This is a genomic window from Dechloromonas hortensis, assembly GCF_009469765.1.
Classification (GTDB): Bacteria; Pseudomonadota; Gammaproteobacteria; order Burkholderiales; family Rhodocyclaceae; genus Azonexus; species Azonexus hortensis.
The window spans coordinates 589,571-610,596 of sequence record NZ_SSSQ01000002.1; the positions used below are offsets into that span (position 1 = coordinate 589,571).

Consider the following 21,026-nt stretch of genomic DNA (forward strand, 5'->3'; position numbering starts at 1 on the left):
CATGACGTTGCCGATCTACGTTCAAGGCGCCTGGTACCTCGGCGCACTGCTTTTCATCTTCGGTTTGAAAGGCATGGGCTCGCCGGCCAGCGCCCGCAAGGGCATCGTCATCGCCGGCTACGGCATGCTGCTGGCGATTGCCGCCACTTTCCTGATTCCCGGCCTGCAGAACCTGGCGCTGATGGCTCTGGCGCTGGTTGTCGGCGGGGCGGTGGCCTGGATCTCCGGCAAGAAGGTCAAAATGACCGATATGCCGCAGATGGTCGCCATCTACAACGGCATGGGCGGCGGTGCAGCGGCGGCGATTGCGGCCATCGAGTTCGCCAAGGGCGACGCGCACAGCGTCGTCACCACCATCCTGGCGGTGCTTGGCGCACTGATCGGTGCCGTGTCCTTCACCGGCTCCTGCGTCGCCTGGGCCAAGCTGCAGGGCGTGCTGAAGAAGGCGCACCGGCTGCCGGCGCAGAATGCGGTCAATGTCGTGCTGGCGCTGGTTGCTGTCGGTCTGGGCGCAGCCATGGTCGTGCTCGCCCCGGCGCAACCCGAACTGATCTTCGGTTTCTTTGCCATTGCGCTGGTGCTCGGCCTGATCGTCACGCTGCCGATCGGCGGCGCCGACATGCCGGTGGTGATCTCGCTGTTCAACGCCTTTACCGGCCTGGCGGTGGGTTTCGAAGGCTACGTACTCGGTAATCCGGCGCTGATCATCGCCGGTATCGTCGTCGGTGCGGCCGGTACGCTGCTCACCCAACTGATGGCCAAGGCGATGAACCGCCCGCTGAGCAACATCCTGTTTACGCCGATGGTGGCGAGCGGTCCCGGCGAGGCGATCTCCGGCTCGATGAAGGAAGTCGGCGCGATCGACGCGGCGGCGATGATGCGTTACGCCAGCAAAGTCATCATCGTGCCGGGCTACGGTATGGCGGTGGCGCATGCCCAGCACAAGGTCTGGGAAATGACGGCGCTGCTTGAAGAAGCCGGGGTCGAGGTGAAGTTCGCCATTCACCCGGTGGCGGGGCGGATGCCGGGTCACATGAACGTGCTGCTGGCCGAAGCCGGCGTGCCCTACGACAAGATTTTCGACCTTGAGGAAATCAACGGCGAATTCGGTCAGGCCGACGTTGCGCTGATCATCGGCGCCAACGACGTGGTCAATCCGACGGCGCGTACCGACAAGTCGAGCCCGATCTACGGCATGCCCATCCTCAATGCCGACATGGCGCAAAACGTCATCGTCATCAAGCGCGGCAAGGGTACGGGTTATTCCGGGGTTGAGAATGCGCTGTTCTACACGGACAATTGCCGGATGTTGTATGGCGATGCCCAGCCTATGGCCGGGGAAATCATTCAGCAATTGAAGGCCATGGGCTAAACTCCGGCCCCTCGAAAAGCCCGGCCTAGCCGGGCTTTTTTCAGATTTTCTTTTTGTGGATCATCCAGCATGTATCGCTTATTGCCCTTGCTTGTCCTGTTTCCAGCCGTCGCTCAGGCTGCCGAAACACTGCCCATGGTTGGCGGCATTCCCGTCGATTTCATTCTTTTCGGCCTGACCCTGCTCGGTGTCGCTCTCTTTCACAATGCGACCTTGTATGTCGCCCTGACTGGTCTGGCGACGATCAGCCTGTACAAAATTCTGTTCACCGGGTTCAAGACCGGACTCGGCTTCGCCGGCTTTGCCGGCCATCTCGGCCATGAGTGGGTGACGCTGGCCAACCTGTTCTGCCTGCTGACCGGCTTTGCGCTGCTTGCCCGGCATTTCGAAAAGAGCCATGTCCCGGTCATCCTGCCCAAGTTCCTGCCGGACGACTGGAAGGGCGGCTTCCTGATGCTGGTGATGGTCTTCTTTCTCTCCAGTTTCCTCGACAACATCGCCGCGGCGCTGATCGGTGGCGCGATGGCGCACCAATTGTTCAAGGCCAAGGTGCATATCGGTTATCTGGCAGCTATCGTTGCCGCCTCGAATGCCGGTGGTTCGGGGTCGGTGGTCGGCGACACGACGACGACGATGATGTGGATCGACGGCATCAGCCCGCTGGTCGTGCTTGACGCCTACGTCGCTGCCTTCGTTGCCTTGCTGATCATTGGTTACTTTGCGGCCAAGCAGCAGCATGCCTACTCGCCGATCATCAAGAATGCACACGCCCATACCCATATAGACTGGGGCCGTATTTTAATCGTCGGCCTGATGCTGGTCTTCGCCGTGGCGACCAATGTCACCATCAATCTGAAGTTTCCGGAACTGGCTGAACATTTCCCCTTCATCGGCGTGGCGGTCTGGGTAGCGATCATCCTGACCATTCCGGTGCGCCGTCATGATTGGGAGTTGTTGCCGGAAACCATCAAGGGCTCGGTCTTCCTGCTCTCGCTCGTGCTCTGCGCGTCGATGATGCCGGTCGAGCAGTTGCCGCAAGCCTCGTGGCAGTCGGCCCTGGCCCTCGGCTTCATTTCCGCCATTTTCGACAACATTCCGCTGACTGCGCTGGCCTTGCGTCAGGGCGGCTACGACTGGGGCTTCCTGGCCTATGCCGTCGGTTTTGGCGGTTCGATGCTGTGGTTCGGTTCGTCGGCCGGTGTTGCGCTGTCCAGCATGTTCCCGGAAGCCAAGTCCGCGGTGCAATGGCTGCGCCATGGCTGGCACGTTGTGCTGGCCTATGTCGTTGGTTTCGCCGTGTTGCTGGGCACGCTGGGCTGGCATCCGGAAGCGGCACACAAGACGGTCGCCGCACCGGCTGCGGTCGGGGCGCCAGCGCACTAAATCGATTTTTCTTCGGAATCACAAAAAGGGGCTCGTCAGAGCCCCTTTTTCATGTCGGGTTTACGACAAAAAACGACGTGTTTTTGCACCATGACGGTGCCCTGAGAATGTTAACTAACTGTATGATAAAGAACGAAAAATAACTCATATAATGCGCGCCTTTCCTACCGAAAAACAGGCCGCGTTCATGACATCCATTTCCCCCGCTCCTACTTCCAGCCGTCTCGGTACCAACCATGGTTACCGCTTCGACGGCGATTTCGTTCATCTCAATGCCGAGGTCGATTTTTCTGCCGCCGATCTGGGTGCCGGCCAGGCGTGGGCCTTGCAGTTGTGGGCGAGCGACAACGGTTTCGCCAGTGGCGAACTGAACGGTGTCAAGGTGGCCGAAATGGCGATTCGGCCGCAGGCGGGGCTGCTGGCGACAGCGTGCTGCAATGCCATGCCGCCAGCCGGGGCAGTCGATCAGACGCTGGCGCTGGCGCTGGTCAGTTACGCGGCCGAGGCGCCGCCGCAAGTCCGCGATCTGGCGGTTTACGCGACGCGCGAAAGCTTTTACCAGCCGCGCCTGAGTGGCCATGTCAGTTGCACGCTGGCCGATGGGGCGGCGGTCATCGCTATTGACGCGATCGCCAACCCGCGCGCCGCCGACAACCTGAGCGGTACGCTGGCCCTGGAAGTCTGGGCGCTGGAAGCGCCTTATGCCGGCGGCGCCTGGGCAGGCAGCCCGGTCGCCAGCCTCATTGTCGGCGTGCTGGCTGGTGGCAACGAGTGGACGAACTGCCTGTTCAACGTCCCGGCCGCGCTGCCTGCGGCGGGGGCTGCGCTGACCGTGATGCTGCGCGAATGGACGCCGGCCGGCTACGTGACGCGCGATTACCGCAATATCGCTGCGCCGTCGCTTCAAGTCGAAAAAACGGTGATGCCTGCGGTCGACATCGCCGAAACGGCAAAAACCAAACCGCAACCGGTCGAGAAGGCGGCGGCGAAGGCCCCGGCCCCAGCGGCCAAGCCGGAAAAGCCAGCTCAGGAAGCCGTCAAGAAGCCGGCCCGCAAAGTCGCGGCCAGCAAGCCGGCGGCCAAGGCAGTCTCGGTCAACCGCGCCAGCGAGGCCGAACTGCTTGCCGTCAAGGGCCTGCCGCCCAGCGTTGCCCGCGCCATCATCGCCGCCCGCCCGTTCGCCTCGCTGGACGAGGTGTGCAAGGCCAAGGGCATGGGGCCGAAGATGCTGGCCAAGCTGCGTGACCTGCTGGTGCTCTAGGCGCTGGCTGAAATGCCCGGCCTGGCTGCACGGCGTAGCGGGGCAGGGTGAATCATGGATTGTCGGCTTGCACGCAAATGACCGGGACACTGGTCATTTGCAGCACTTTTCGGGTCACCGAGCCAAGCGCCAGCCCGGCAATGCCGCCCAGGCCTCGCGTCCCCATCACGATGCTGTCGCAGCCGAGTTCATTGGCCAGCGCAACGATGCTCCGTGCCGTATCGCCCAGCCTGACATGGACATGGTGGGCGATGCCGGCTGCTGTGAGGGCGTGCCGCACGCTGTTCATGGCCATGTTGGCCCGGGCTGCCAGCCGGGTTTCGATCGCTTCGGGTTCCAGGCCGTGGGCTTGGCCTTTGAGCGGTTCGGGCTCGATATTGGCGACATGCACCTCCAGCGGCCCGTGCATCTGGACGAAATCGATCAGGTAACGGGCGGCGGCAAACGAGTGCTTTGAGCCATCGACCGGTAATAGCACCTTGCGCATGTCCTCCTCCTGGTTCGGGCGTGGCGGCAAATCTGCCAGCCCTTGCTTTCACTGTAGAACGCCAGTCGGCAGGGGGCAATTGTCGGGGGAGAGCGGCGCTTGTCGCCTTTGCGACAAACTTTTTCTTATTTTTATTCCAATAAAACAATGAATTAAAGGTGGCACTCGTCTTGCTAATTGCTAACCAGACCTCTGGAGAACAGCATGAAAGCCAGCGAAATCCAGGCTCTGCTCGACGAGCCAGCCTGTAGCCACAACAAGAAGGAAAAGTCCGGGTGCGCCAAGCCCAAACCCGGTGCCACGGCCGGTGGCTGCTCCTTCGACGGCGCGCAGATCGCGCTGCTGCCGATTGCCGACGTGGCCCACATCGTCCATGGCCCGATCGCCTGTGCCGGTTCCTCCTGGGACAACCGCGGCACGCGCTCTTCCGGCGCCACCCTGTACCGCATCGGCATGACTACCGACCTCTCGGAAACCGATGTCGTCATGGGGCGCGGCGAGAAGCGGCTGTTCCATGCCATCAAGCAGGCCATCGACAGCTATTCGCCGGCCGCAGTCTTCGTCTATAACACCTGCGTCACCGCGCTGATCGGCGATGACGTCGAGGCCGTCTGCCGCGCATCCACTGAACGGAGCGGCATCCCGGTCGTGCCGGTCGATGCAGCCGGTTTCTACGGCACCAAGAATCTCGGCAACCGGCTGGCCGGCGAGGCGATGTTCAAGCACGTCATCGGCACCGCCGAACCGGCCCCGGCCGCACCGCGTGCCGACGGCCTGCCGACCTACGATGTCAATCTGATCGGCGAGTACAACATTGCCGGCGAGTTCTGGCACGTGGCGCCGCTCTTCGACGAACTCGGCCTGCGCATCCTCTGCACGCTGTCCGGCGACTCGCGCTTCCATGAAGTGCAGACCATGCATCGGGCCCGGGTCAATATGGTGGTCTGCGCCAAGGCGCTGCTCAACGTGGCGCGCAAGATGGAAGACAGCTTCGGCATTCCTTTCTTCGAAGGCAGTTTCTACGGCGTGCAGGACGTTTCCAACGCGCTGCGCGACTTCGCCCGCCTGATCGGCGACCCGGATCTGACGGCGCGGACCGAGGCGGTGATCGCCCGCGAGGAAGCCAGGGCGCACGCCGCCCTCGAACCCTGGCGCGCCCGCCTAAAAGACAAGCGCGTGCTGCTCTACACCGGCGGCGTCAAGTCGTGGTCCATCGTTTCGGCCTTGCAGGATCTCGGTCTGAAAGTCGTCGCCACCGGCACCAACAAGTCAACCGAAGAGGACAAGGCGCGCATCCGCGAGCTGATGGGCGAGGAAACCAAGATGATTACCGACGGTAGCCCGAAAGCCTTGCTGGCGACCTACCACGAGTACCAGGCTGACATCCTGATCGCCGGTGGCCGCAATCTCTATACGGCGCTCAAGGCGCGGATTCCCTTCCTCGACATCAACCAGGAGCGCGAATTCGGCTACGCCGGCTACAGCGGCATGGTCGAACTGGCACGGCAACTGGCCCTGTCGATGGAAAGCCCGGTCTGGCAGGCGGTGCGCAAACCGGCACCGTGGGCCAAGCAGAGCGGTCCAGGCAGCGTGCTGGCGGCTTGAGGAGAACGACATGGCAGAAATCGTCCAATCCAAGAAAGCGCTGGCGGTCAATCCGCTCAAGGTCAGCCAGCCGATCGGTGCTTCGCTCGCCTTCCTCGGCCTCGCCCGCAGCCTGCCGCTGATGCATGGTTCGCAGGGCTGCACCGCCTTCGGCAAGGTCTTCTTCGTGCGCCACTTCCGCGAACCGATTCCGCTGCAGACGACGGCGATGGATCAGGTATCGACCATCATGGGCGCCGACGAGAACATCATCGAGGCGCTGCGCACGCTGTCCGACAAGAGCAAGCCGGACATCATCGGTCTGGTCACCACCGGTCTCTCGGAAACCCAGGGCACCGACATTCGCCGGGCACTGCGCGACTTCCGCACGGCGCACCCGGAATTCGCCCACGTCGCCGTCGTCCCGGTCAATACGCCGGATTATGTAGGTTGCCTGGAGAGCGGCTATGCGCTGGCCATCGAATCGCTGATCGAAACGCTGGTCCCGGAAAGCAATTGCGTCGGCAAGCGGCCGAAGCAGGTCAATGTACTGGCCTCGGCCATGCTGACGCCGGGCGATATCGAGGCGATCAAGGAGTGGGTCGAGGCTTTCGGCCTGCGTCCGATCGTCGTGCCGGACATCGGCGATTCGCTCGATGGTCATCTGGTCGAAGCCGAGACCTCTTCGCTGACCCTCGGCGGGACGCCACGCTCGGAAATCGAGATCATGGGCGAGTCGACCGCCAGCCTGGTGGTCGGCCCCTCCCTGAACAAGGCGGCCGACATCCTGAAGAAGCGGACCGGGGTGCCCGACTACCGTTTCGCCGGCCTGCTCGGCCTCGACGATTGCGACGCCTTCACGCAGGCACTGGCCGAGATTTCCGGCAAGCCGGTGCCGGCGAAGGTCGAGCGCCATCGTGCCCAGTTGCAGGATGCGATGGTCGATTGCCATTTCATGGTCGGTTTCGCCCGCGTTGCGCTGGCCGCTGACCCCGATCTGCTCGGCATGCAGGTTCGTTTTCTGACCGGCATGGGAGCCGAAGTGGTCAGCGCGGTCAGCCCGCACAAACACGAAAGCCTGGCCAGCCTGCCGATCGAGAAAGTCGTCATCGGCGATCTGGAAGACATGGAAAAGCAGGCGAGGGCGGCTGATGCGCAATTCATCATCGCCAACTCGCACGCCGCCGAAACGGCGCACCGACTCGGCCTGCCGCTGCTGCGCGCCGGCTTCCCGCAGTACGACCACGTGGGCGGTTATGCCCGCACCTGGGTGGGTTACCGCGGCACGCGGCAAGCCCTGTTCGATCTCGCCAACCTGATGCTGGGACAACACCATGAACTCGAACCCTATCGATCAATCTACTGGGCCGCTGACCGGGATGAACTCGGCGCCGGCAAACAACATGTCCTCTCGTCGTCTGCAACTGGTCTGGTCCATTAAGCAGGAGCCGGAAGCCGTGATCAAGGTCGCTTTCGCCTCGACCGACCGGACCCGGGTCAATCAGCACTTCGGTGCCGCCGAGGGGTTTGTCGTCTATGACGTGACACCGGAAAAGGCGACGCTGGTCGGCGTCGCTGAATTCGCCGAAGAGGCGATGGATGGCAACGAAGACAAGCTCGCCGTCAAAGTCGATTTTCTCGAAGGCTGCGCCGCCGTCTATGTCATGGCGATTGGCGCCTCGGCGATCAAGAAATTGATGGCCAAGGGCGTGCAGCCGATCCGGATCAACGAGGTTGATGCGGTCGACGACCTGCTGGGCGAGATTTCCAAGGCGATGAGCGAAGGTGGCGTGGCCTGGATCGACCGCGCTATTGCCGCCCAGACCAAGGCCAAGACCGAGGACCGCTTCGCCAGTATGGAAGAAGAGGGGTGGGAAGGATGAGCGCCCATCTGATCGAACACCGCGGCATCGTCCAGCGTATCGAAGGCGGCAAGGCGATTGTCGCCATGGAAACGGCCGGCTGCTCGTCCTGCGGCCAGGGCGGCAACTGCGGCATCGGCAAGATGGCCAGCGGCCGCGCCGCCACCTTGCTGTCGCTGCCGACGACGGCCAATCTGAAGGCTGGCGACGTCGTCTGCATCAGCTTGCCGCAAAGCCGGCTGACCCTTTCCGCGCTGCTCGGCTATCTCTTCCCGGCCTTTGCCATGCTGCTCGGCGCCGGACTCGGCGCGACGCTGCAAGGCAGCGACGCGGCGACGGCAGTCGGCGGCATTGCCGGCTTCCTCGGGGCCTTGGCCATCGCCCGGGTCGTCATCGGCCTGATTCCCGGGCTTTTGCCGGCGCCGCAACTCATTCCCGTTTCAAACCAATCCAATGCTTCACAACAGGAGTTCCACCATGAGCGCTGATCCCATCTTCGAAACCGACTTCGTCAAGGAAATGGCCCGCCAGATGCGCGCGCTGGACACCTACGGCACCTACACCGGCTGGACGGTCGAGAAAATCCTCGATCCGTATGTCCTGACCAAGGAACGCAAGGCGGAAATTCCGCTGATCGGCGACCCGGACGATGAAACCATTTCCCGCGTCAAGGCGTTCTACAACGCCATCGCCGTGCTGATCGAGAAGGAATGCAAGCTGCTGGCGGTGCCGCTGGTCCATCTGACCCACGAAGGTTTCGGTCGGGCGCTGATCACCGTCGGCAAGCTGGTCGCCGTCGATCGCACCCTGCGCGACGTGCATCGCTTCGGCTTTGCCAGCCTCTCCAAGATGAAGGACGAAGCCGACAAGATCCTCGGCGTCGCCATCGAACGCATCGGCCAGAACTCGGCCGTCGCCGGTCTGTAAGGGGAGGGCGGCATGACCGATGAAGAGCTCGCCGCCCTCGACAAGGAAGTGAAGAAGTTGAAGCGCATCGCTTCCGAATGGGCCTCGCAAATGCACGATTTGGTGGAGGACCGCCTGCCGGCGGCCTACCACGAGATTCCCGAACTTTCCCAATCCACCTTTGACGCCTGCAAGGCCTGGGCCGAGGCCAACAAGCGCCTGGCCGCCGCGCAGAAAGGACTCCCCGCATGATTACCGGACTCACCCGCGGCGGCGCCGAATGGACGCCGCAATTCGCCACCCATCTCGACCAGTCCAAGTGCATCGGCTGCGGCCGCTGCTACAAGGTCTGCCCGCGCAATGTCCTCGATCTGGTCGAGCGCGAACTCGATGATGACAACGATGACGAAGACGACAACATGATGGTGATGTCGCTGGCCAATGCGATGGATTGCATCGGCTGCGGCTCCTGCGGTCGCGTCTGTCCAAAAGACTGCTACACCTACGCGCCGGCCTGAGTCGGCGGGCGCTGTTCGGCACTGGGGTTTCGGGGTTTCCGCTCGCTTGGAACGCCCCGGGCCTCGGCGTTGGCGGTGCCTGATGAATGGCGAAGGGAAGCAAATATGAACCCAGGGATTCCTGATTCATCGATCGGCGAAGCGGTCTGTAATGCGCTGCGCAGCCAGGTGAGCAAGCTCGGACTGAGCATCGGCGACGAGCCGGTCTGGGCCGAGGCGGCCTTCGAGGAAACGACCGACCCGTTTTCGCAGGAGATCAGCGTGATCGCCTACTGGCGCGGCGGGGCGCGTTTCGGCAAGGCGACCTTCTTTCCCGATGGTCGAATCTTTGCCGAGTACCAGGTCTTGTTGCCACATCCTGAAAAGGCGGGCAGTTACGTGGATTCCGTGCAAATCTGGGGGCGACCGCAGCAATTGCGCGGCGAGGCCGTGCTGGCCGAGTACGCGACCTAAGCGATGCCCGCCTCGCCCCGCCTGATCCTGCTCCATAAACATGGCACCAGCGGTCGTCTCCGTTTCCTCTGCCTGAGTTCGGGCGTCGTTGCTTTTCAGCCGCTGCCGGCCTTGGCGGCGCTGCGCGACGAGGACTATTCGCCGACGCTGCAGTTCCATCCGACGGCGCTTGTCCGCCAGGCGGAAATCCATCTCGGGCTGCCGGAAGGCGGCATCGAGCCGATCGCCGAGTTCCAGGCCTGGGTCGATACCCCGGCCGGCGATGTGCCGGTGCTGCTCGCTGCCTTTACCGGTATCGACCCGCCTTTTGCGGCGGCCGAGCGAATCGGCAGCCGCTTCATCGCGATTACCGAATCCCGTCAGTTGAGCGAGCTCGAACGCAATCTGCTGCGTCGGGCCTACCAACACGCTTTGGGGTGATTGTCGCAAAAGCGACAAAGCGTTGCGCTGCAACAATTCAATGAATTCAGTAGCTTAGTTGTTTCCTGGAACATGGCACAGGGCTTGCAATGAATAGCCCATCTACTCTGGGAGAATCGCCATGATCAATCTGACCCCCGCTGCTGTAAAAGCTGTTCAACGCTTTATCCGTGGTTCCGAAACGCCGGTTGCCGGCTTGCGCCTGGTCATTTCCGGTGGCGGCTGCTCCGGCCTGCAGTACGGCATGAAGCTCGAAGCCGAGAAGGCAGACGACGACTGGGAGCTGGAAGTCGAAGGTGTCAAGCTGCTGGTTGACCCGATGACTTTCCCGATGATCGACAACGTCAATATCGACTTCGTCGATACGCTGACCCACACCGGTTTCAAGTTCGACAACCCCAACGCCAGCTCGCAGTGTTCCTGCGGCTCTTCATTCTCGGTCTAAGGAGCGCACGCCATGTGGGAATACTCTGACAAGGTTCGTGAACATTTCTTCAATCCGCGCAACTCCGGCCCGCTGGAAGAGGCGAACGGCATCGGTGATGTCGGTTCCATCCAGTGCGGCGATGCGCTGCGCCTGATGCTCAAGGTCGAGCCGGAGACCGAGATCATCCAGGATGCGCACTTCCAGACTTTCGGCTGCGGCTCGGCCATTGCCTCTTCGTCGGCGCTGACCGAGATGATCAAGGGCATGACGCTGGATCAGGCGCTCGAAGTCTCGAACCAGAACATCGCCGACTACCTCGACGGTCTGCCGCCGGAAAAGATGCACTGTTCGGTAATGGGCCGTGAAGCCCTGCAGGCCGCCATCGCCAACTACCGTGGCGAGGAGTGGTCGGACGATCACGAAGAGGGCGCGCTGATCTGCAAGTGTTTCGCCATCGACGCGGTGATGATCGAGGACGTGGTCAAGGCCAACAACCTGAACACGGTCGAGGAAGTGACCTTCTACACCAAGGCGGGCGGCGGTTGTGCGGCATGCCACGAGGGGATCGAGGAAATTCTCGCCAAGGTCATGGCCGACCGTGCCGGCCCGGGCGAAGTCTCGCCGCCACCAGCCTGCCCGGCGACGCCGGAAGCCCCGAAGCCGCCGGCCAAGAAGCTGTCGATCGTCGAGAAGATCAAGAAGATCGAGGAAGTGCTGGAGTCGGTCCGCCCGATGCTGCAGCGCGACCACGGCGATGTCGAACTGGCCGACGTGCAGGGCAAGAAAATCTACGTCCATCTGAAGGGCGCCTGCTCCGGTTGCATGATGGAAGCAGCGACCCTGGGCGGTATCCAGCAGAAGATGATCGAAACCCTGGGCGAACTGGTTCAGGTGCTGCCGTCATCGCACATGCCGGCCGAAGTCTGACCAGCAAGCCCCCAATCCCGACCGAAAACGCAAAGGACAGCGCCATGGACCCCATCTATCTGGACAACAACGCCACCACGCGCTGCGACCCTGCAGTGGTGGAAGCCATGCTCCCGTTCTTCACGGAGCATTTCGGCAACGCCTCGTCGATTCATGCCTTCGGCAGCGAAGTCGGCAAGGCCCTGAAGAAGGCCCGGGGCCAGGTGCAGGCGCTGCTCGGCGCCGAGCATGACTCGGAAATCATCTTCACCTCTTGCGGCACCGAGTCCGACTCGACCGCCATCCTGTCGGCGCTGAAGGCGCAGCCGGACCGCAATACAGTGATCACCACCGTCGTCGAGCATCCGGCCATCCTGACGCTGTGCGAATGGCTGGAAAAGGAAGGCTACATCGTCCACAAGCTGAAGGTGGACAAGAAGGGCCGCATCGATATCGACGAGTATCGTTCCCTGTTGAACGACCGGGTCGCCATCGTTTCGGTGATGTGGGCCAACAACGAAACCGGCACCATCTTCCCGGTCGAGCAGATGGCCGAAATGGCGGCAGCCAAGGGCATCATGTTCCACACCGATGCGGTACAGGCCGTCGGCAAGATCCCCATCGATCTGAAGAACACCAAGATCGACATGCTCTCGCTTTCCGGGCACAAGCTGCATGCGCCGAAAGGGATCGGCGTGCTCTACCTGCGTCGCGGTTGCCGCTTCCGCCCGCTGTTGCGCGGCGGTCATCAGGAACGCGGTCGGCGGGCCGGTACCGAGAATTCGGCCTCCATCGTCGGCCTCGGCATGGCCTGCGAATTGGCCATGCAGCATATGGCCGAGGAGAACACCACGGTCAAGCGCCTGCGCGACAAGCTGGAAACCGGCATCCTGAGCCAGATCACGCATTGCTTCCCAACCGGCGACGTCAGCAACCGGCTGCCCAACACCAGCAATATCGCCTTCGAATATATCGAGGGCGAGGCCATCCTGCTGCTCTTAAACAAGATGGGGATTGCCGGCAGCTCCGGTTCGGCCTGTACCTCCGGTTCGTTGGAGCCCTCGCACGTCATGCGCGCCATGGGCATTCCCTATACCGCAGCCCACGGCACCATCCGCTTCTCGCTGTCCCGCTACAACACCGAAGCCGAAGTCGACCGGGTGATCGAGGCCGTACCGCCGATCATCGCCCAACTGCGCAAGCTTTCGCCGTACTGGAACGACAAGGGCCCGGCCACCAATCCGGAAGCCGCTTTCGCCCCGACTTACGCCTGACGGCAAACCGTCTCTCTCTGCAGTAACCTCGGTTAGCCCTGGAAGAAATTCCGGGGCTCTTTTTTGGCACATTTTCAGGACGGATTGGCGCCGGAGATCACCTCGGCTTCTTGTTCTTGAGAATTACCCTGTAAAATCCGCGCTGCAGCTTTTTCACCGCTTGCCTGATGGCTGGCGGTGATCCTCAAAGCAGCATTCTTGAAGCAGCGCAAACAGTTTGCCGATGTTCCTGCATACGCTTTGCGCCAAGGTTTGAAAGGGAGCCACGCTTCTCCTTGCTTCAAGCACACGTGCCCGTAGCTCAACTGGATAGAGCAGCTGCCTTCTAAGCAGCAGGTCGGGGGTTCGAGTCCCTCCGGGCACGCCAATAAAATCAATAGCTTAGTGGTTCGATTGTTTTTCACACAAGCGCATGAAAAATCCCCAACCGACAAAACGAGTTCCGGGGTGATTCACATTGACCCCAGTAGTTGCCCCAATTTTTAGTTTTTTTAAGCGGCACTTCTGTTGCTGGCACATCGAAAATCAGCCTGTCTCGACTCAAGATCAAGGCCTATCTTCGAGCTGGAACTCACCCCGAGCAGATCGATGCCGCTTGCCAGGATCGGTTTGCGCAGTGCCGTCAGCTCGATGTTGTCGACCATGACCCGGGCCGGCAACTGCTGGATGGTCTCGATGATTCTGGCAATTGGCCGATCTGACGAGAGCAGGCTCTGATCGAGTTTGACGATATCGGGCTGCAATTCGCGGAGCAGTCCGAAATCCAGCTTCTTGCGGCCAAACTGCCCGATGGCGATGCCGTAGCCGCGTGAGCGGTAGCTGTTGACGGCCCGGATCAGGTGTTCGGCGTCATTGATGCCGTTGATGTCCATTTCCAGCGTGATCTGTTCCGGCAGCAGGCCGCAGGGCTTGAGGATTTCCTCGAAGGCGAGGCCGTGCTGGGACGAGACGCTGAGGATATGGCGGGCATGGACCTTGAGCAGCAGGTTGCCGCGTTCCGGCTGGGTCAGGTAATTCAGGGCGTGCAGCGTGCGGACCAGGCGATCGAGATAGACGAATTCCTCGTTGTCGGTCGGCAGCACGAAGACCGACTCGGGCAGCAGCGGAATGCGGTTGGAGAGGCCGAAGGCCTGCAGCGACGCGGCATGGCCGTGCAGCTTGCCGCTGGCGGTCTCGACGATGGGCAGGAACTGCGATTCGAGCCGGATGTTGGCGAAATGCAGAAAGACGCGGCCATCGGCGGCAACGAAAGGCTGGTCGAGCCCGGAGCGCGAGTAGTGGGCCGGCAGACCGGACTTCGGGTGGTTGAGCGTTCTGACTAAATCGCTAAGCGGCATGGGGAATCCTGATGAGAGGCGGCCCGTATGCATGCGTTCCGGCCTGGTTGCTGTCGGCAGACTATAGGCGGCGAGCGCCTGCTGTCATACGACTTAAAGTTTCGATCCAAATTCATCACCGATTATTTGGCTATCAGAAAATTATCTTTAACCGGCACTGGCGCCCCGGCAGCGCGCCGGGGCTTGTTCGATCAAGCGGCCTTGCGGCGGGTTGAGGAATTGACCGCCTCGACGGCGCGCGAGGTCGCCTTGCTGGCGGCACTGACGCTGGCTTCGGTGATGTTGGCAACCTGGCGGGCGGCCTTGTTGGCGTTCTCAAAAGCCGAATTGGCCGCCGAAATGGCCGACTTGACCGCGGTGACGGCCAGCTCGGAATTGCCGGCCGACTTGGCGTACCAGTCGAGCGCCGAGGACAGCGACTTGTTCAGTTCGGCATGGCCCTGTTCCAGCAATTTGACGTATTCCTCCTGGGTGTTGGCGGAAATGTCGTGGAGGCCGCGATAGTAGGCGATGGCCTGTTCGACCTGCGGCTGAAAGTAGGCGCCGTTAAGCGAAAAGGCTTCTTGCGGCGTTTTGGTGCCGAGCAGGTTACGGACACCGTCCAGCTGTTCCAGCAGTACGTTCCGGGTGCTCGACAGCTGGTGTGAGGCGAGTTTCTCGAAGCTGTTCAGCGTAAGGTTGATGGCGCTCTGCAGCGTTTCCAGGCTGGCCGCGCTGGCGGCGGTAATGTGCTCGATGGATGGATTTGCCATGATGATCTCCGGAAGGGATGAGGGGGCTTGATGGTGGTGCCGCCCGTGGTGACGACACCGTTCATGCACCCTCATTCTGTTGATCGCATCCGGCGGAGGGAATGACATTGTTTTCATATCCTTCGAAGCGGCGGGCTTCGAAGGATATGAACTTCAGCTTTTGCCCAACGCCTGGTCGATGTCCCACAGGATGTCGTCTAGCGTTTCCAGGCCGACCGACAGGCGGATCAGGTCGGGTGGGACCCCGGCGGCGATCTGCTGTTCTTCCGACAGTTGGCGGTGGGTGGTCGAGGCCGGGTGGATGACCAGGGTCTTGGCGTCACCGATGTTGGCCAAGTGTGACAGGAACTCGACGCTGTCGATGAAGCGCTGACCGGCCGCGGCGCCGCCCTTGATGCCGAAACTGAGCACGGCGCCGGCGCCTTTCGGCAGATATTTTTCCGCCAGATCGTAATAGCGGTTGCCGGCCAGCCCGGGGTAATTGACCCAGGCCACTTTCGGGTGATCCTGCAGGAAGCGGGCAACGGCCTGCGCGTTCGTGCAGTGCCGTTCCATGCGCAGCGGCAGGGTCTCGACGCCTTGCAGCAGCAGGAAGGCGTTGAACGGGGAGAGCGCGGGGCCGAAGGTGCGCAGGCCTTCCATGCGGCATTTCATCGTGAAGCCGAAATCGCCGAAAGTCTCGTAGAAGCGGACGCCGTGATAGCCCGGCGAAGGCTCGGTCATCGTCGCGAACTTGCCGTTGTCCCACGGGAACTTGCCGGATTCGACGATGATGCCGCCCATCGTCGTGCCGTGGCCGCCGATGAATTTGGTCGCCGAATGGACGTTGACCGCAGCCCCCCACTTGAAAGGCTGGCACAGGTAGGGGCTGGCGAAAGTGTTGTCGATGAACAGCGGCAGGCCGGCCTGGTCGGCGATGCGGCCGATCGCTTCGAGATCGAGCACGTTGAGCGACGGGTTGCCCAGCGTTTCGGCATAGAGCACTTTGGTTTTCGGCGTGATGGCGCGGGCAAAGTTCTCCGGGTCGTCGGAATCGACGAAGACGGTGTTGATGCCGAGCTTCCTGAAATTGACGTCGAGCTGGGTATGCGTGCCGCCGTACAGCGTGCGTGCCGCGACGATCTCGTCGCCGGCTTCGCAGATGTTGAGCAGGGCGATCATCTGGGCCGCCATGCCGCTGCCGGTGGCGACTGCTGCGCGGCCGTTTTCGAGCGCCGCGATGCGCTCTTCGAGGACGGCGACGGTCGGGTTGGAGAGCCGCGAATAGACATTGCCGAAGGTCTGCAGGTTGAACAGGCTGGCGGCGTGCTCCGGACTGTCGAAGACGTAGGACGAGGTCTGGTAGATGGGAACGGCGCGGCTGCCGGTGGCGGCGTCGGGAATCTGGCCGGCGTGCAGGCAGAGGGTGTCGAACCCGTAATCGTGATCAGCCATGGAAAACTTTCAGTAGGGCAGCCAGGTCGGCCGGCGGGAGGAAATCAGCCGGGTATTGACCCCGAACCAGTTGAGGCCGCCGAACAGGCGGGCATATTCGATCTTGACGCAGCGGTCCATGACGACGGACAACCCGCCGGATTCGGCAATTTTCACCGCCTCGTCATTGATCACGCCGATCTGCAGCCACAGGGTCCGGGCGCCGATGGCGACGGCTTCCCGGGCGATGGCCGAGGCGTCGGCCGGTTTGCGGAAGACGTCGACCAGGTCGACCGGCTCCGGGATCGCGGCGAGATTGGGGTAGCACTTCTCGCCGAGAATCTCGTCGTATTTCGGGTTGACCGGAATGATCCGGTAGCCGTGCGCCTGCATGTACTTGGCGGCAAAGTTGGAGGGTCGGAACCAGTCGGCGGAAAGGCCGACCACAGCCATGGTGCGGCTTTCGCGCAGGACGCGGCGCAGGGTGTTGATATCGCTCATGGGCGGCATGTTAGCGAGGCGCCAGCGCAGGCTAAACGACGAAAAAATTAGAAGCTTATGCGCGAAGCCTGTTTATTAGCTTGTCGGTGCCGGCTTGATAAGCAAAGAAAAAACCGGTCGTTGGCAGCGCTGGCGGCACTCCCTAGATTTGACGAACCCCGGCAGTCGCCGGCCAATCTTTCAGGGAGATTCCTCGCATGTCCAAGCTCGAAAATGCCGTTCCCGGCTACAAACACCTGGTTATCGAACCCTATACTCCGAATATCGGGGCGACCATTCGTGATATCGACCTGGCGAATGTCGCCGACGAAAGCCTGCGCGGCGAACTGCGCAAGGCGCTGGCCGAATATCAGGTGCTCTTCTTCCGCCAGCAGACCTTGAGCCCGGAGCAGCAGATCGAAGTCGCCAAGGTCTTCGGCGACCCGGACAAGGCCAAGGCCTTCTTCCCGCGCCATGAAAAGCACAGCGTGATCGAAGTGCTGGAAGCCAAACCAGCCGGCCATCGCTACGGGACCGACCAGTGGCATGCCGACATCACCTTCTCGGCCAATCCACCGACCGGTACCGTCCTCTATTCCCACGTCATCCCACCGGCCGGCGGCGACACGCTGTGGGCCAGCGCCACGGCCGTGTACGACTCGCTGCCGAAACATCTGCAACTCTATCTCGAAGAGCTGCAGGCGGTGCACAGCTTCGAGCACAGCGGCTGGCCGCAGTATTTTGAACAACTGGAAGACGGCCAGGCGATCTACCGCAAGGCCCGGGCCGATCATCTGCCGGTCGTGCATCCGGTGATCCAGACGCATCCGGTGACCGGGAAGAAAATCGTCTACGTCAATCCCAACTTTACCGACCGCATCAAGGGCATTTCGCGCCAGCAAAGCGATGCGCTGCTCGCCTTCATCTTCGCGCAGTTCCAGCGTCCCGAATTCCAGGCTCGCCTGCGCTGGGAAGAAAATACAGTGGCGATCTGGGACAACCGCGCCACCGTCCATTACGCCACGGCCGACTACGACAACCAGCATCGCCTGCTGCATCGCGTCACCTTTGGCGAAGACCGGACTTTCTGAGGAGCGAGCGCGATGAGCGAAATTCAAGTATCGAAACCGGGCCGCCTGTGGCGCGGCCTGCGGCGGATCGGCACGCTGCTCGCGCTGGCGGCTGCGGCGAGCGGGGCGCTGGTCGGCCAGGCCGGGGCGCAGACGGCAGGCAACGGGCCGAAGGAACTGCGCATCGGTTACCAGAAGTACGGCACGCTGGTCATCCTGAAAGCCCGCGGCACGCTGGAGAAGCGGCTGGCCGACAAGGGCGTCGCGGTGAAATGGACGGAGTTCCCGTTCGGACCGCCGCTGCTCGAAGCGATCAACGTCGGCAGCATCGACGTCGGCACAGTCGGCGAGTCGCCACCAATCTTTGCCCAGGCGGCCGGTGCCGACCTCGTCTATATCGGCAACGAACCGCCGGCTCCGGCGGCCGAAGCGCTGATCGTGCCCAAGGATTCGCCGATCAAGAGCGTTGCCGAGCTGAAGGGCAAGCGGATCGCGGTGGCCAAGGGTTCCAACGCCAACTTCCTGCTGGTCCGGGTACTCGAAAACGCCGGCCTGAAGTATTCGGATGTCGAGGTCTCCTACCTGCCGCCGGCCGATGCCCGCGCCGCCTTCGAAAGTGGCCGCGTCGATGCATGGTCGATCTGGGACCCGTTCCTGGCCGCCGCCGAGAAGCAGTTGAATGCCCGGGCGCTGGCCGATGGCAAGGGCGCGGTCGCCAACCACCAGTTCTACCTGTCAGCTCGGCCCTATGCCGAGAAGTACCCGGAGATCGTCCATATCCTGCTTGAGGAAATCGACAAGATCGACCAGTGGGGCAAGCAGAATCCGCAGGAAGTGGCCAAGTTCATTTCGCCGCTGATCGGGATCGAACTGCCCGTCGTCGAAGTGGCGACCGGCCGCCTGAGCTACGGCGTCAAGCCGGTGACGGCCGAGGTGCTGGCCGCCCAGCAGAAGATTGCCGACAAGTTCTTCGAGCTGAAGCTGGTGCCGAAGCAGGTGCGCATCGCCGATGCCGCATGGAACCCGGTGGGCAAGCAGGCCGCCCGGCAATAAGCCGGCAAATCGGCCAGACGCCTCGCCCTGCTCAAACGGCGGGGCGTTTTTTTATCTTGATGGAAAGCACCATGAGCAATATTCCCGATCAAATCATCGACTTTCGCAGTCGCCCGGCCTTCCTGGCCGAATTCTACGGTTCGACGCCCGGCACGGCCGGCTACGAGACCGCCAAGTGGCTGAGCCGGCGCACCGGTGCGCTGGACGATACGCACTTCCACGCTTCCTTCACGCTGGCCGGCTATCTCGACGAAATCCGCCGCAGCGGTATCACGCGGGCGGTGCTGGTCGGCCGCGACACGCCGGGACTGGTGGTCAGTAATCAGCAAATTGCCGAGTTGACCGCCGGCACCCCCGAACTGATCGGCCTCGGTTCGGTCGATCCGCAAGGGCGGGGCATCGAGGCGGCCTTGGCCGGCGTCGAGCATTCGGTCAAGGGGCTCGGCCAGCGGGCGATCAATCTCGAACCCGGCTTCGGTTCGCCGGCCCTGCATGCTGATAACCCCGTGTTTTTCCCGGTCTACGATCTTTGCCAGGAACTCGGGGTGCCGGTCTGCCTGATGTCGGGGCCGACCACGCCCGATCTCGCCTATAACGATCCGGCTGCCGTCGGCCGGGTGGCGCGGGCTTTTCCCCGGCTCGCCATCGTTTGCTACCACGGCTTCTGGCCGCGGGTGAACGAGATCGTCGGCGTCGCCTTCCGCTACGAGAATGTCCATCTCTGTCCGGACATGTACCTGTTTGCGCCGGGCAGCACGACCTATGTCGAGGCGGCCAACGGCGTGCTGCGCGAGCAGTTCCTGTTCGGCACCTCCTATCCGTTCCGGCCGATGCGCCAGACGGTCGACGATTTCGTCCGGCTCGGCTGGAAGGATGGGGTGCTCGACAAGGTGCTGCACGGCAACGCCCGGCGCCTGCTCAAGCTCTAAGGCGCAGCTCCCCGTTCCGGGAACGGGGAGTCATTCAACTGCTCAGGGCAGGTAGCGCCAGGCCAGACAGGCCAGACTGAGCAGGCCGGCGATGACGCCAAGCTGGGCGATCTGGTCGCGAAAACTGACCACCGGCAAGGGCTGCTGGTTGAATTCCGGCAGCAGTTCGGGTTCGGCGATGTTGCGCTCCTCCCTTCGAGCTTTCAGGCCGCGACGCATGTCTTTTCCTTGATGGAAGCGGGCAGCTGGGCGAACAGTTTGGCCGATGGTCGGGCATAGTAATAGCCTTGGACGAGGTCGGCACCGGCATCAATGGCCAGCGCGTGCTGCTCAGGCGTCTCGATGCCTTCGCAGACGACCTCGGCGCCCAGTTCATGGATGATGTCGACAAGCTTGGGCAGGATGCGCCGCGCCCGCTCGTTGCTGGTCCCTTGCAGGATCAGCGAACGATCGAGCTTGACGATATCCGGTGTCAGGCGCCACAGGCGGTCGAAATTGGAATGTTCGCAGCCGAAGTCGTCGATGGCGACGCGATAGCCGCGTTCGCGATAGGCGGCCACCGCCTCGTTCAGGCGGGAGATGTCGTCCACTTTGGCTTCCAGCACTTCAAGGATGACCTGGCGGGGCTTCAGGCCGCACATGTGGAGCAGGCGCTCGAAGATTTCGCCGTGGCCGCGATTGCTGACGCCAAGCAGGTGGCGGCCGCTGACATTGACGAAGAGTTCGGCCCCCGAACCGGCCTGGCGGACGAAATTCAAGGCATGGACGATGCGACACAGCCGGTCGAAATAGACGACTTCGCTGCTGGTTGCCGGCAGGGCAAAGGCAGCGGCCGGCGACAGGCTGTGGCCGGCATTGTTGTGGACGCGGAGCAGGGCTTCGTGCGCCTTGGCTTTCAGGCTGCGGGCATCGAATAGCGGCTGAAAAACGCTGGTCAGGTGCAGGCCGCGATAAAGCCCGGAGGCACCGCTCTCGCCGATGTGCAGATGCGATACCGGCGTCGACGGAATTTTCTCCCGTTCGACGAAATAATCCAGAAGCTCCTCTATTGGCATGGTTTCCCCCTTGTGCTGCGCAGCCCGAGACCTTATTCATTCGCCCGGCAGCGGGGAAGGACAAAATCCTTCTAAGAAAATAAC

At 62.3% G+C, this 21,026-nt stretch carries 26 protein-coding genes and 1 tRNA gene; 19 read left to right on the forward strand and 8 right to left on the reverse strand.

Translation table 11 applies throughout. The features are described 5' to 3' along the window. Position 1 precedes the first annotated feature (1 nt). The 3 genes from GH663_RS06160 (at position 2) to GH663_RS06170 (ending at position 4,016) form a co-directional block, all read left to right on the forward strand. Positions 2-1,372, forward strand: coding sequence for an NAD(P)(+) transhydrogenase (Re/Si-specific) subunit beta (locus GH663_RS06160; RefSeq protein WP_153130768.1), 1,371 nt, complete (start codon positions 2-4; stop codon positions 1,370-1,372). 69 nt (positions 1,373-1,441) lie between these two features. Next, positions 1,442-2,755 carry a citrate transporter gene (locus tag GH663_RS06165; protein ID WP_211371067.1) on the forward strand — a complete coding sequence of 438 codons (1,314 nt, stop codon included), beginning with the start codon at positions 1,442-1,444 and terminating at the stop codon, positions 2,753-2,755. Between the two features lie 187 nt (positions 2,756-2,942). Beyond that, the gene (locus GH663_RS06170; RefSeq protein WP_170291348.1) at positions 2,943-4,016 is read left to right on the forward strand and encodes a ComEA family DNA-binding protein; all 1,074 of its coding nucleotides are present in this window, start codon (positions 2,943-2,945) and stop codon (positions 4,014-4,016) included. Positions 4,017-4,068: 52 nt separating this feature from the next. On the opposite strand, the gene GH663_RS06175 is transcribed toward GH663_RS06170, so the two are convergent. After that, positions 4,069-4,503 carry a universal stress protein gene (locus GH663_RS06175; RefSeq protein WP_153130770.1) on the reverse strand — a complete coding sequence of 145 codons (435 nt, stop codon included), beginning with the start codon at positions 4,501-4,503 and terminating at the stop codon, positions 4,069-4,071. Positions 4,504-4,707: 204 nt separating this feature from the next. On the opposite strand from GH663_RS06175, the gene nifE reads away from it, so the two are divergent. From nifE to nifS, 12 genes are all read left to right on the forward strand, one after another. After that, entirely contained in the window at positions 4,708-6,108 is a 1,401-nt protein-coding gene (nifE, locus tag GH663_RS06180; protein WP_153130771.1) for a nitrogenase iron-molybdenum cofactor biosynthesis protein NifE, read from the forward strand. Positions 6,109-6,118: 10 nt separating this feature from the next. Continuing rightward, a complete protein-coding gene (nifN, locus tag GH663_RS06185) occupies positions 6,119-7,528 on the forward strand; it encodes a nitrogenase iron-molybdenum cofactor biosynthesis protein NifN (protein WP_153130772.1) in 1,410 nt (469 codons plus the stop codon). Continuing rightward, on the forward strand, positions 7,491-7,970 hold the full coding sequence (locus GH663_RS06190; protein WP_153130773.1) for a NifB/NifX family molybdenum-iron cluster-binding protein: 480 nt from the start codon (positions 7,491-7,493) through the stop codon (positions 7,968-7,970). Before nifN ends, GH663_RS06190 begins: the two co-directional genes overlap by 38 nt. Next, positions 7,967-8,437, forward strand: coding sequence for a SoxR reducing system RseC family protein (locus GH663_RS06195; RefSeq protein WP_153130774.1), 471 nt, complete (start codon positions 7,967-7,969; stop codon positions 8,435-8,437). The genes GH663_RS06190 and GH663_RS06195 overlap by 4 nt, the downstream gene beginning before the upstream one ends. Then, positions 8,427-8,876: a NifX-associated nitrogen fixation protein gene (locus tag GH663_RS06200; RefSeq protein WP_205629847.1), complete on the forward strand. Its 450-nt coding sequence runs from the start codon at positions 8,427-8,429 to the stop codon at positions 8,874-8,876. The genes GH663_RS06195 and GH663_RS06200 overlap by 11 nt, the downstream gene beginning before the upstream one ends. A gap of 12 nt (positions 8,877-8,888) precedes the next feature. Continuing rightward, positions 8,889-9,107 carry a CCE_0567 family metalloprotein gene (locus GH663_RS06205; protein WP_153130775.1) on the forward strand — a complete coding sequence of 73 codons (219 nt, stop codon included), beginning with the start codon at positions 8,889-8,891 and terminating at the stop codon, positions 9,105-9,107. Next, positions 9,104-9,373 carry a ferredoxin III, nif-specific gene (gene fdxB, locus GH663_RS06210; protein WP_066881937.1) on the forward strand — a complete coding sequence of 90 codons (270 nt, stop codon included), beginning with the start codon at positions 9,104-9,106 and terminating at the stop codon, positions 9,371-9,373. The genes GH663_RS06205 and fdxB overlap by 4 nt, the downstream gene beginning before the upstream one ends. A gap of 105 nt (positions 9,374-9,478) precedes the next feature. Continuing rightward, entirely contained in the window at positions 9,479-9,826 is a 348-nt protein-coding gene (locus tag GH663_RS06215; RefSeq protein ID WP_153130776.1) for a hypothetical protein, read from the forward strand. A 3-nt stretch (positions 9,827-9,829) separates the two neighbouring features. Continuing rightward, entirely contained in the window at positions 9,830-10,246 is a 417-nt protein-coding gene (locus GH663_RS06220) for a hypothetical protein (RefSeq protein ID WP_153130777.1), read from the forward strand. 121 nt (positions 10,247-10,367) lie between these two features. Further along, entirely contained in the window at positions 10,368-10,691 is a 324-nt protein-coding gene (locus tag GH663_RS06225) for a HesB/IscA family protein (RefSeq protein WP_066881943.1), read from the forward strand. 12 nt (positions 10,692-10,703) lie between these two features. Then, positions 10,704-11,600 (forward strand): Fe-S cluster assembly protein NifU, encoded by an 897-nt coding sequence (nifU, locus tag GH663_RS06230; RefSeq protein WP_153130778.1) that lies wholly within the window; start codon positions 10,704-10,706, stop codon positions 11,598-11,600. A gap of 44 nt (positions 11,601-11,644) precedes the next feature. After that, entirely contained in the window at positions 11,645-12,853 is a 1,209-nt protein-coding gene (gene nifS / locus GH663_RS06235) for a cysteine desulfurase NifS (RefSeq protein ID WP_066881947.1), read from the forward strand. A gap of 74 nt (positions 12,854-12,927) precedes the next feature. On the opposite strand, the gene GH663_RS06240 is transcribed toward nifS, so the two are convergent. Further along, the gene (locus GH663_RS06240) at positions 12,928-13,137 is read right to left on the reverse strand and encodes a hypothetical protein (RefSeq protein ID WP_153130779.1); all 210 of its coding nucleotides are present in this window, start codon (positions 13,135-13,137) and stop codon (positions 12,928-12,930) included. A 6-nt stretch (positions 13,138-13,143) separates the two neighbouring features. On the opposite strand from GH663_RS06240, the gene GH663_RS06245 reads away from it, so the two are divergent. Further along, positions 13,144-13,220 (forward strand) — tRNA-Arg (locus GH663_RS06245). Positions 13,221-13,344: 124 nt separating this feature from the next. On the opposite strand, the gene GH663_RS06250 is transcribed toward GH663_RS06245, so the two are convergent. From GH663_RS06250 to GH663_RS06265, 4 genes are all read right to left on the reverse strand, one after another. After that, a complete protein-coding gene (locus tag GH663_RS06250) occupies positions 13,345-14,190 on the reverse strand; it encodes an EAL domain-containing protein (RefSeq protein WP_170291349.1) in 846 nt (281 codons plus the stop codon). A 191-nt stretch (positions 14,191-14,381) separates the two neighbouring features. Beyond that, complete coding sequence (locus tag GH663_RS06255) at positions 14,382-14,942, reverse strand: phasin family protein (RefSeq protein WP_170291350.1); 561 nt, start codon at positions 14,940-14,942, stop codon at positions 14,382-14,384. A 153-nt stretch (positions 14,943-15,095) separates the two neighbouring features. Continuing rightward, a complete protein-coding gene (locus GH663_RS06260) occupies positions 15,096-16,376 on the reverse strand; it encodes an O-acetylhomoserine aminocarboxypropyltransferase/cysteine synthase family protein (RefSeq protein WP_153130782.1) in 1,281 nt (426 codons plus the stop codon). A gap of 9 nt (positions 16,377-16,385) precedes the next feature. Then, a complete protein-coding gene (locus GH663_RS06265) occupies positions 16,386-16,856 on the reverse strand; it encodes a CoA-binding protein (protein WP_153130783.1) in 471 nt (156 codons plus the stop codon). A gap of 197 nt (positions 16,857-17,053) precedes the next feature. On the opposite strand from GH663_RS06265, the gene GH663_RS06270 reads away from it, so the two are divergent. The 3 genes from GH663_RS06270 (at position 17,054) to GH663_RS06280 (ending at position 19,887) form a co-directional block, all read left to right on the forward strand. Beyond that, positions 17,054-17,926 carry a TauD/TfdA dioxygenase family protein gene (locus tag GH663_RS06270; RefSeq protein ID WP_153130784.1) on the forward strand — a complete coding sequence of 291 codons (873 nt, stop codon included), beginning with the start codon at positions 17,054-17,056 and terminating at the stop codon, positions 17,924-17,926. A gap of 12 nt (positions 17,927-17,938) precedes the next feature. Continuing rightward, complete coding sequence (locus GH663_RS06275) at positions 17,939-18,958, forward strand: sulfonate ABC transporter substrate-binding protein (RefSeq protein ID WP_153130785.1); 1,020 nt, start codon at positions 17,939-17,941, stop codon at positions 18,956-18,958. A 71-nt stretch (positions 18,959-19,029) separates the two neighbouring features. Continuing rightward, complete coding sequence (locus tag GH663_RS06280; RefSeq protein ID WP_211371068.1) at positions 19,030-19,887, forward strand: amidohydrolase family protein; 858 nt, start codon at positions 19,030-19,032, stop codon at positions 19,885-19,887. A 42-nt stretch (positions 19,888-19,929) separates the two neighbouring features. On the opposite strand, the gene GH663_RS06285 is transcribed toward GH663_RS06280, so the two are convergent. Together GH663_RS06285 and GH663_RS06290 are read right to left on the reverse strand one after the other, a co-directional pair. Then, positions 19,930-20,106 carry a hypothetical protein gene (locus tag GH663_RS06285; RefSeq protein WP_153130786.1) on the reverse strand — a complete coding sequence of 59 codons (177 nt, stop codon included), beginning with the start codon at positions 20,104-20,106 and terminating at the stop codon, positions 19,930-19,932. Continuing rightward, entirely contained in the window at positions 20,091-20,942 is an 852-nt protein-coding gene (locus GH663_RS06290) for an EAL domain-containing protein (RefSeq protein ID WP_153130787.1), read from the reverse strand. The genes GH663_RS06285 and GH663_RS06290 overlap by 16 nt, the downstream gene beginning before the upstream one ends. Positions 20,943-21,026 lie beyond the last annotated feature (84 nt).

Coding starts and splice junctions, on each gene's coding strand:
- nifU (WP_153130778.1), top strand. CDS start 10,704: ATGTGGGAATACTCTGACAAGGTTCGTGAACATTTCTTCAATCCGCGC.
- GH663_RS06200 (WP_205629847.1), top strand. CDS start 8,427: ATGAGCGCTGATCCCATCTTCGAAACCGACTTCGTCAAGGAAATGGCC.
- nifN (WP_153130772.1), top strand. CDS start 6,119: ATGGCAGAAATCGTCCAATCCAAGAAAGCGCTGGCGGTCAATCCGCTC.
- GH663_RS06255 (WP_170291350.1), bottom strand. CDS start 14,942: ATGGCAAATCCATCCATCGAGCACATTACCGCCGCCAGCGCGGCCAGC.
- GH663_RS06275 (WP_153130785.1), top strand. CDS start 17,939: ATGAGCGAAATTCAAGTATCGAAACCGGGCCGCCTGTGGCGCGGCCTG.
- GH663_RS06160 (WP_153130768.1), top strand. CDS start 2: ATGACGTTGCCGATCTACGTTCAAGGCGCCTGGTACCTCGGCGCACTG.
- GH663_RS06190 (WP_153130773.1), top strand. CDS start 7,491: ATGTCCTCTCGTCGTCTGCAACTGGTCTGGTCCATTAAGCAGGAGCCG.
- GH663_RS06170 (WP_170291348.1), top strand. CDS start 2,943: ATGACATCCATTTCCCCCGCTCCTACTTCCAGCCGTCTCGGTACCAAC.
- fdxB (WP_066881937.1), top strand. CDS start 9,104: ATGATTACCGGACTCACCCGCGGCGGCGCCGAATGGACGCCGCAATTC.
- GH663_RS06165 (WP_211371067.1), top strand. CDS start 1,442: ATGTATCGCTTATTGCCCTTGCTTGTCCTGTTTCCAGCCGTCGCTCAG.
- GH663_RS06250 (WP_170291349.1), bottom strand. CDS start 14,190: ATGCCGCTTAGCGATTTAGTCAGAACGCTCAACCACCCGAAGTCCGGT.
- GH663_RS06195 (WP_153130774.1), top strand. CDS start 7,967: ATGAGCGCCCATCTGATCGAACACCGCGGCATCGTCCAGCGTATCGAA.
- GH663_RS06270 (WP_153130784.1), top strand. CDS start 17,054: ATGTCCAAGCTCGAAAATGCCGTTCCCGGCTACAAACACCTGGTTATC.
- GH663_RS06205 (WP_153130775.1), top strand. CDS start 8,889: ATGACCGATGAAGAGCTCGCCGCCCTCGACAAGGAAGTGAAGAAGTTG.
- GH663_RS06225 (WP_066881943.1), top strand. CDS start 10,368: ATGATCAATCTGACCCCCGCTGCTGTAAAAGCTGTTCAACGCTTTATC.
- GH663_RS06280 (WP_211371068.1), top strand. CDS start 19,030: ATGAGCAATATTCCCGATCAAATCATCGACTTTCGCAGTCGCCCGGCC.
- nifS (WP_066881947.1), top strand. CDS start 11,645: ATGGACCCCATCTATCTGGACAACAACGCCACCACGCGCTGCGACCCT.
- GH663_RS06285 (WP_153130786.1), bottom strand. CDS start 20,106: ATGCGTCGCGGCCTGAAAGCTCGAAGGGAGGAGCGCAACATCGCCGAA.
- GH663_RS06290 (WP_153130787.1), bottom strand. CDS start 20,942: ATGCCAATAGAGGAGCTTCTGGATTATTTCGTCGAACGGGAGAAAATT.
- GH663_RS06265 (WP_153130783.1), bottom strand. CDS start 16,856: ATGAGCGATATCAACACCCTGCGCCGCGTCCTGCGCGAAAGCCGCACC.
- GH663_RS06260 (WP_153130782.1), bottom strand. CDS start 16,376: ATGGCTGATCACGATTACGGGTTCGACACCCTCTGCCTGCACGCCGGC.
- nifE (WP_153130771.1), top strand. CDS start 4,708: ATGAAAGCCAGCGAAATCCAGGCTCTGCTCGACGAGCCAGCCTGTAGC.
- GH663_RS06175 (WP_153130770.1), bottom strand. CDS start 4,503: ATGCGCAAGGTGCTATTACCGGTCGATGGCTCAAAGCACTCGTTTGCC.
- GH663_RS06215 (WP_153130776.1), top strand. CDS start 9,479: ATGAACCCAGGGATTCCTGATTCATCGATCGGCGAAGCGGTCTGTAAT.
- GH663_RS06220 (WP_153130777.1), top strand. CDS start 9,830: ATGCCCGCCTCGCCCCGCCTGATCCTGCTCCATAAACATGGCACCAGC.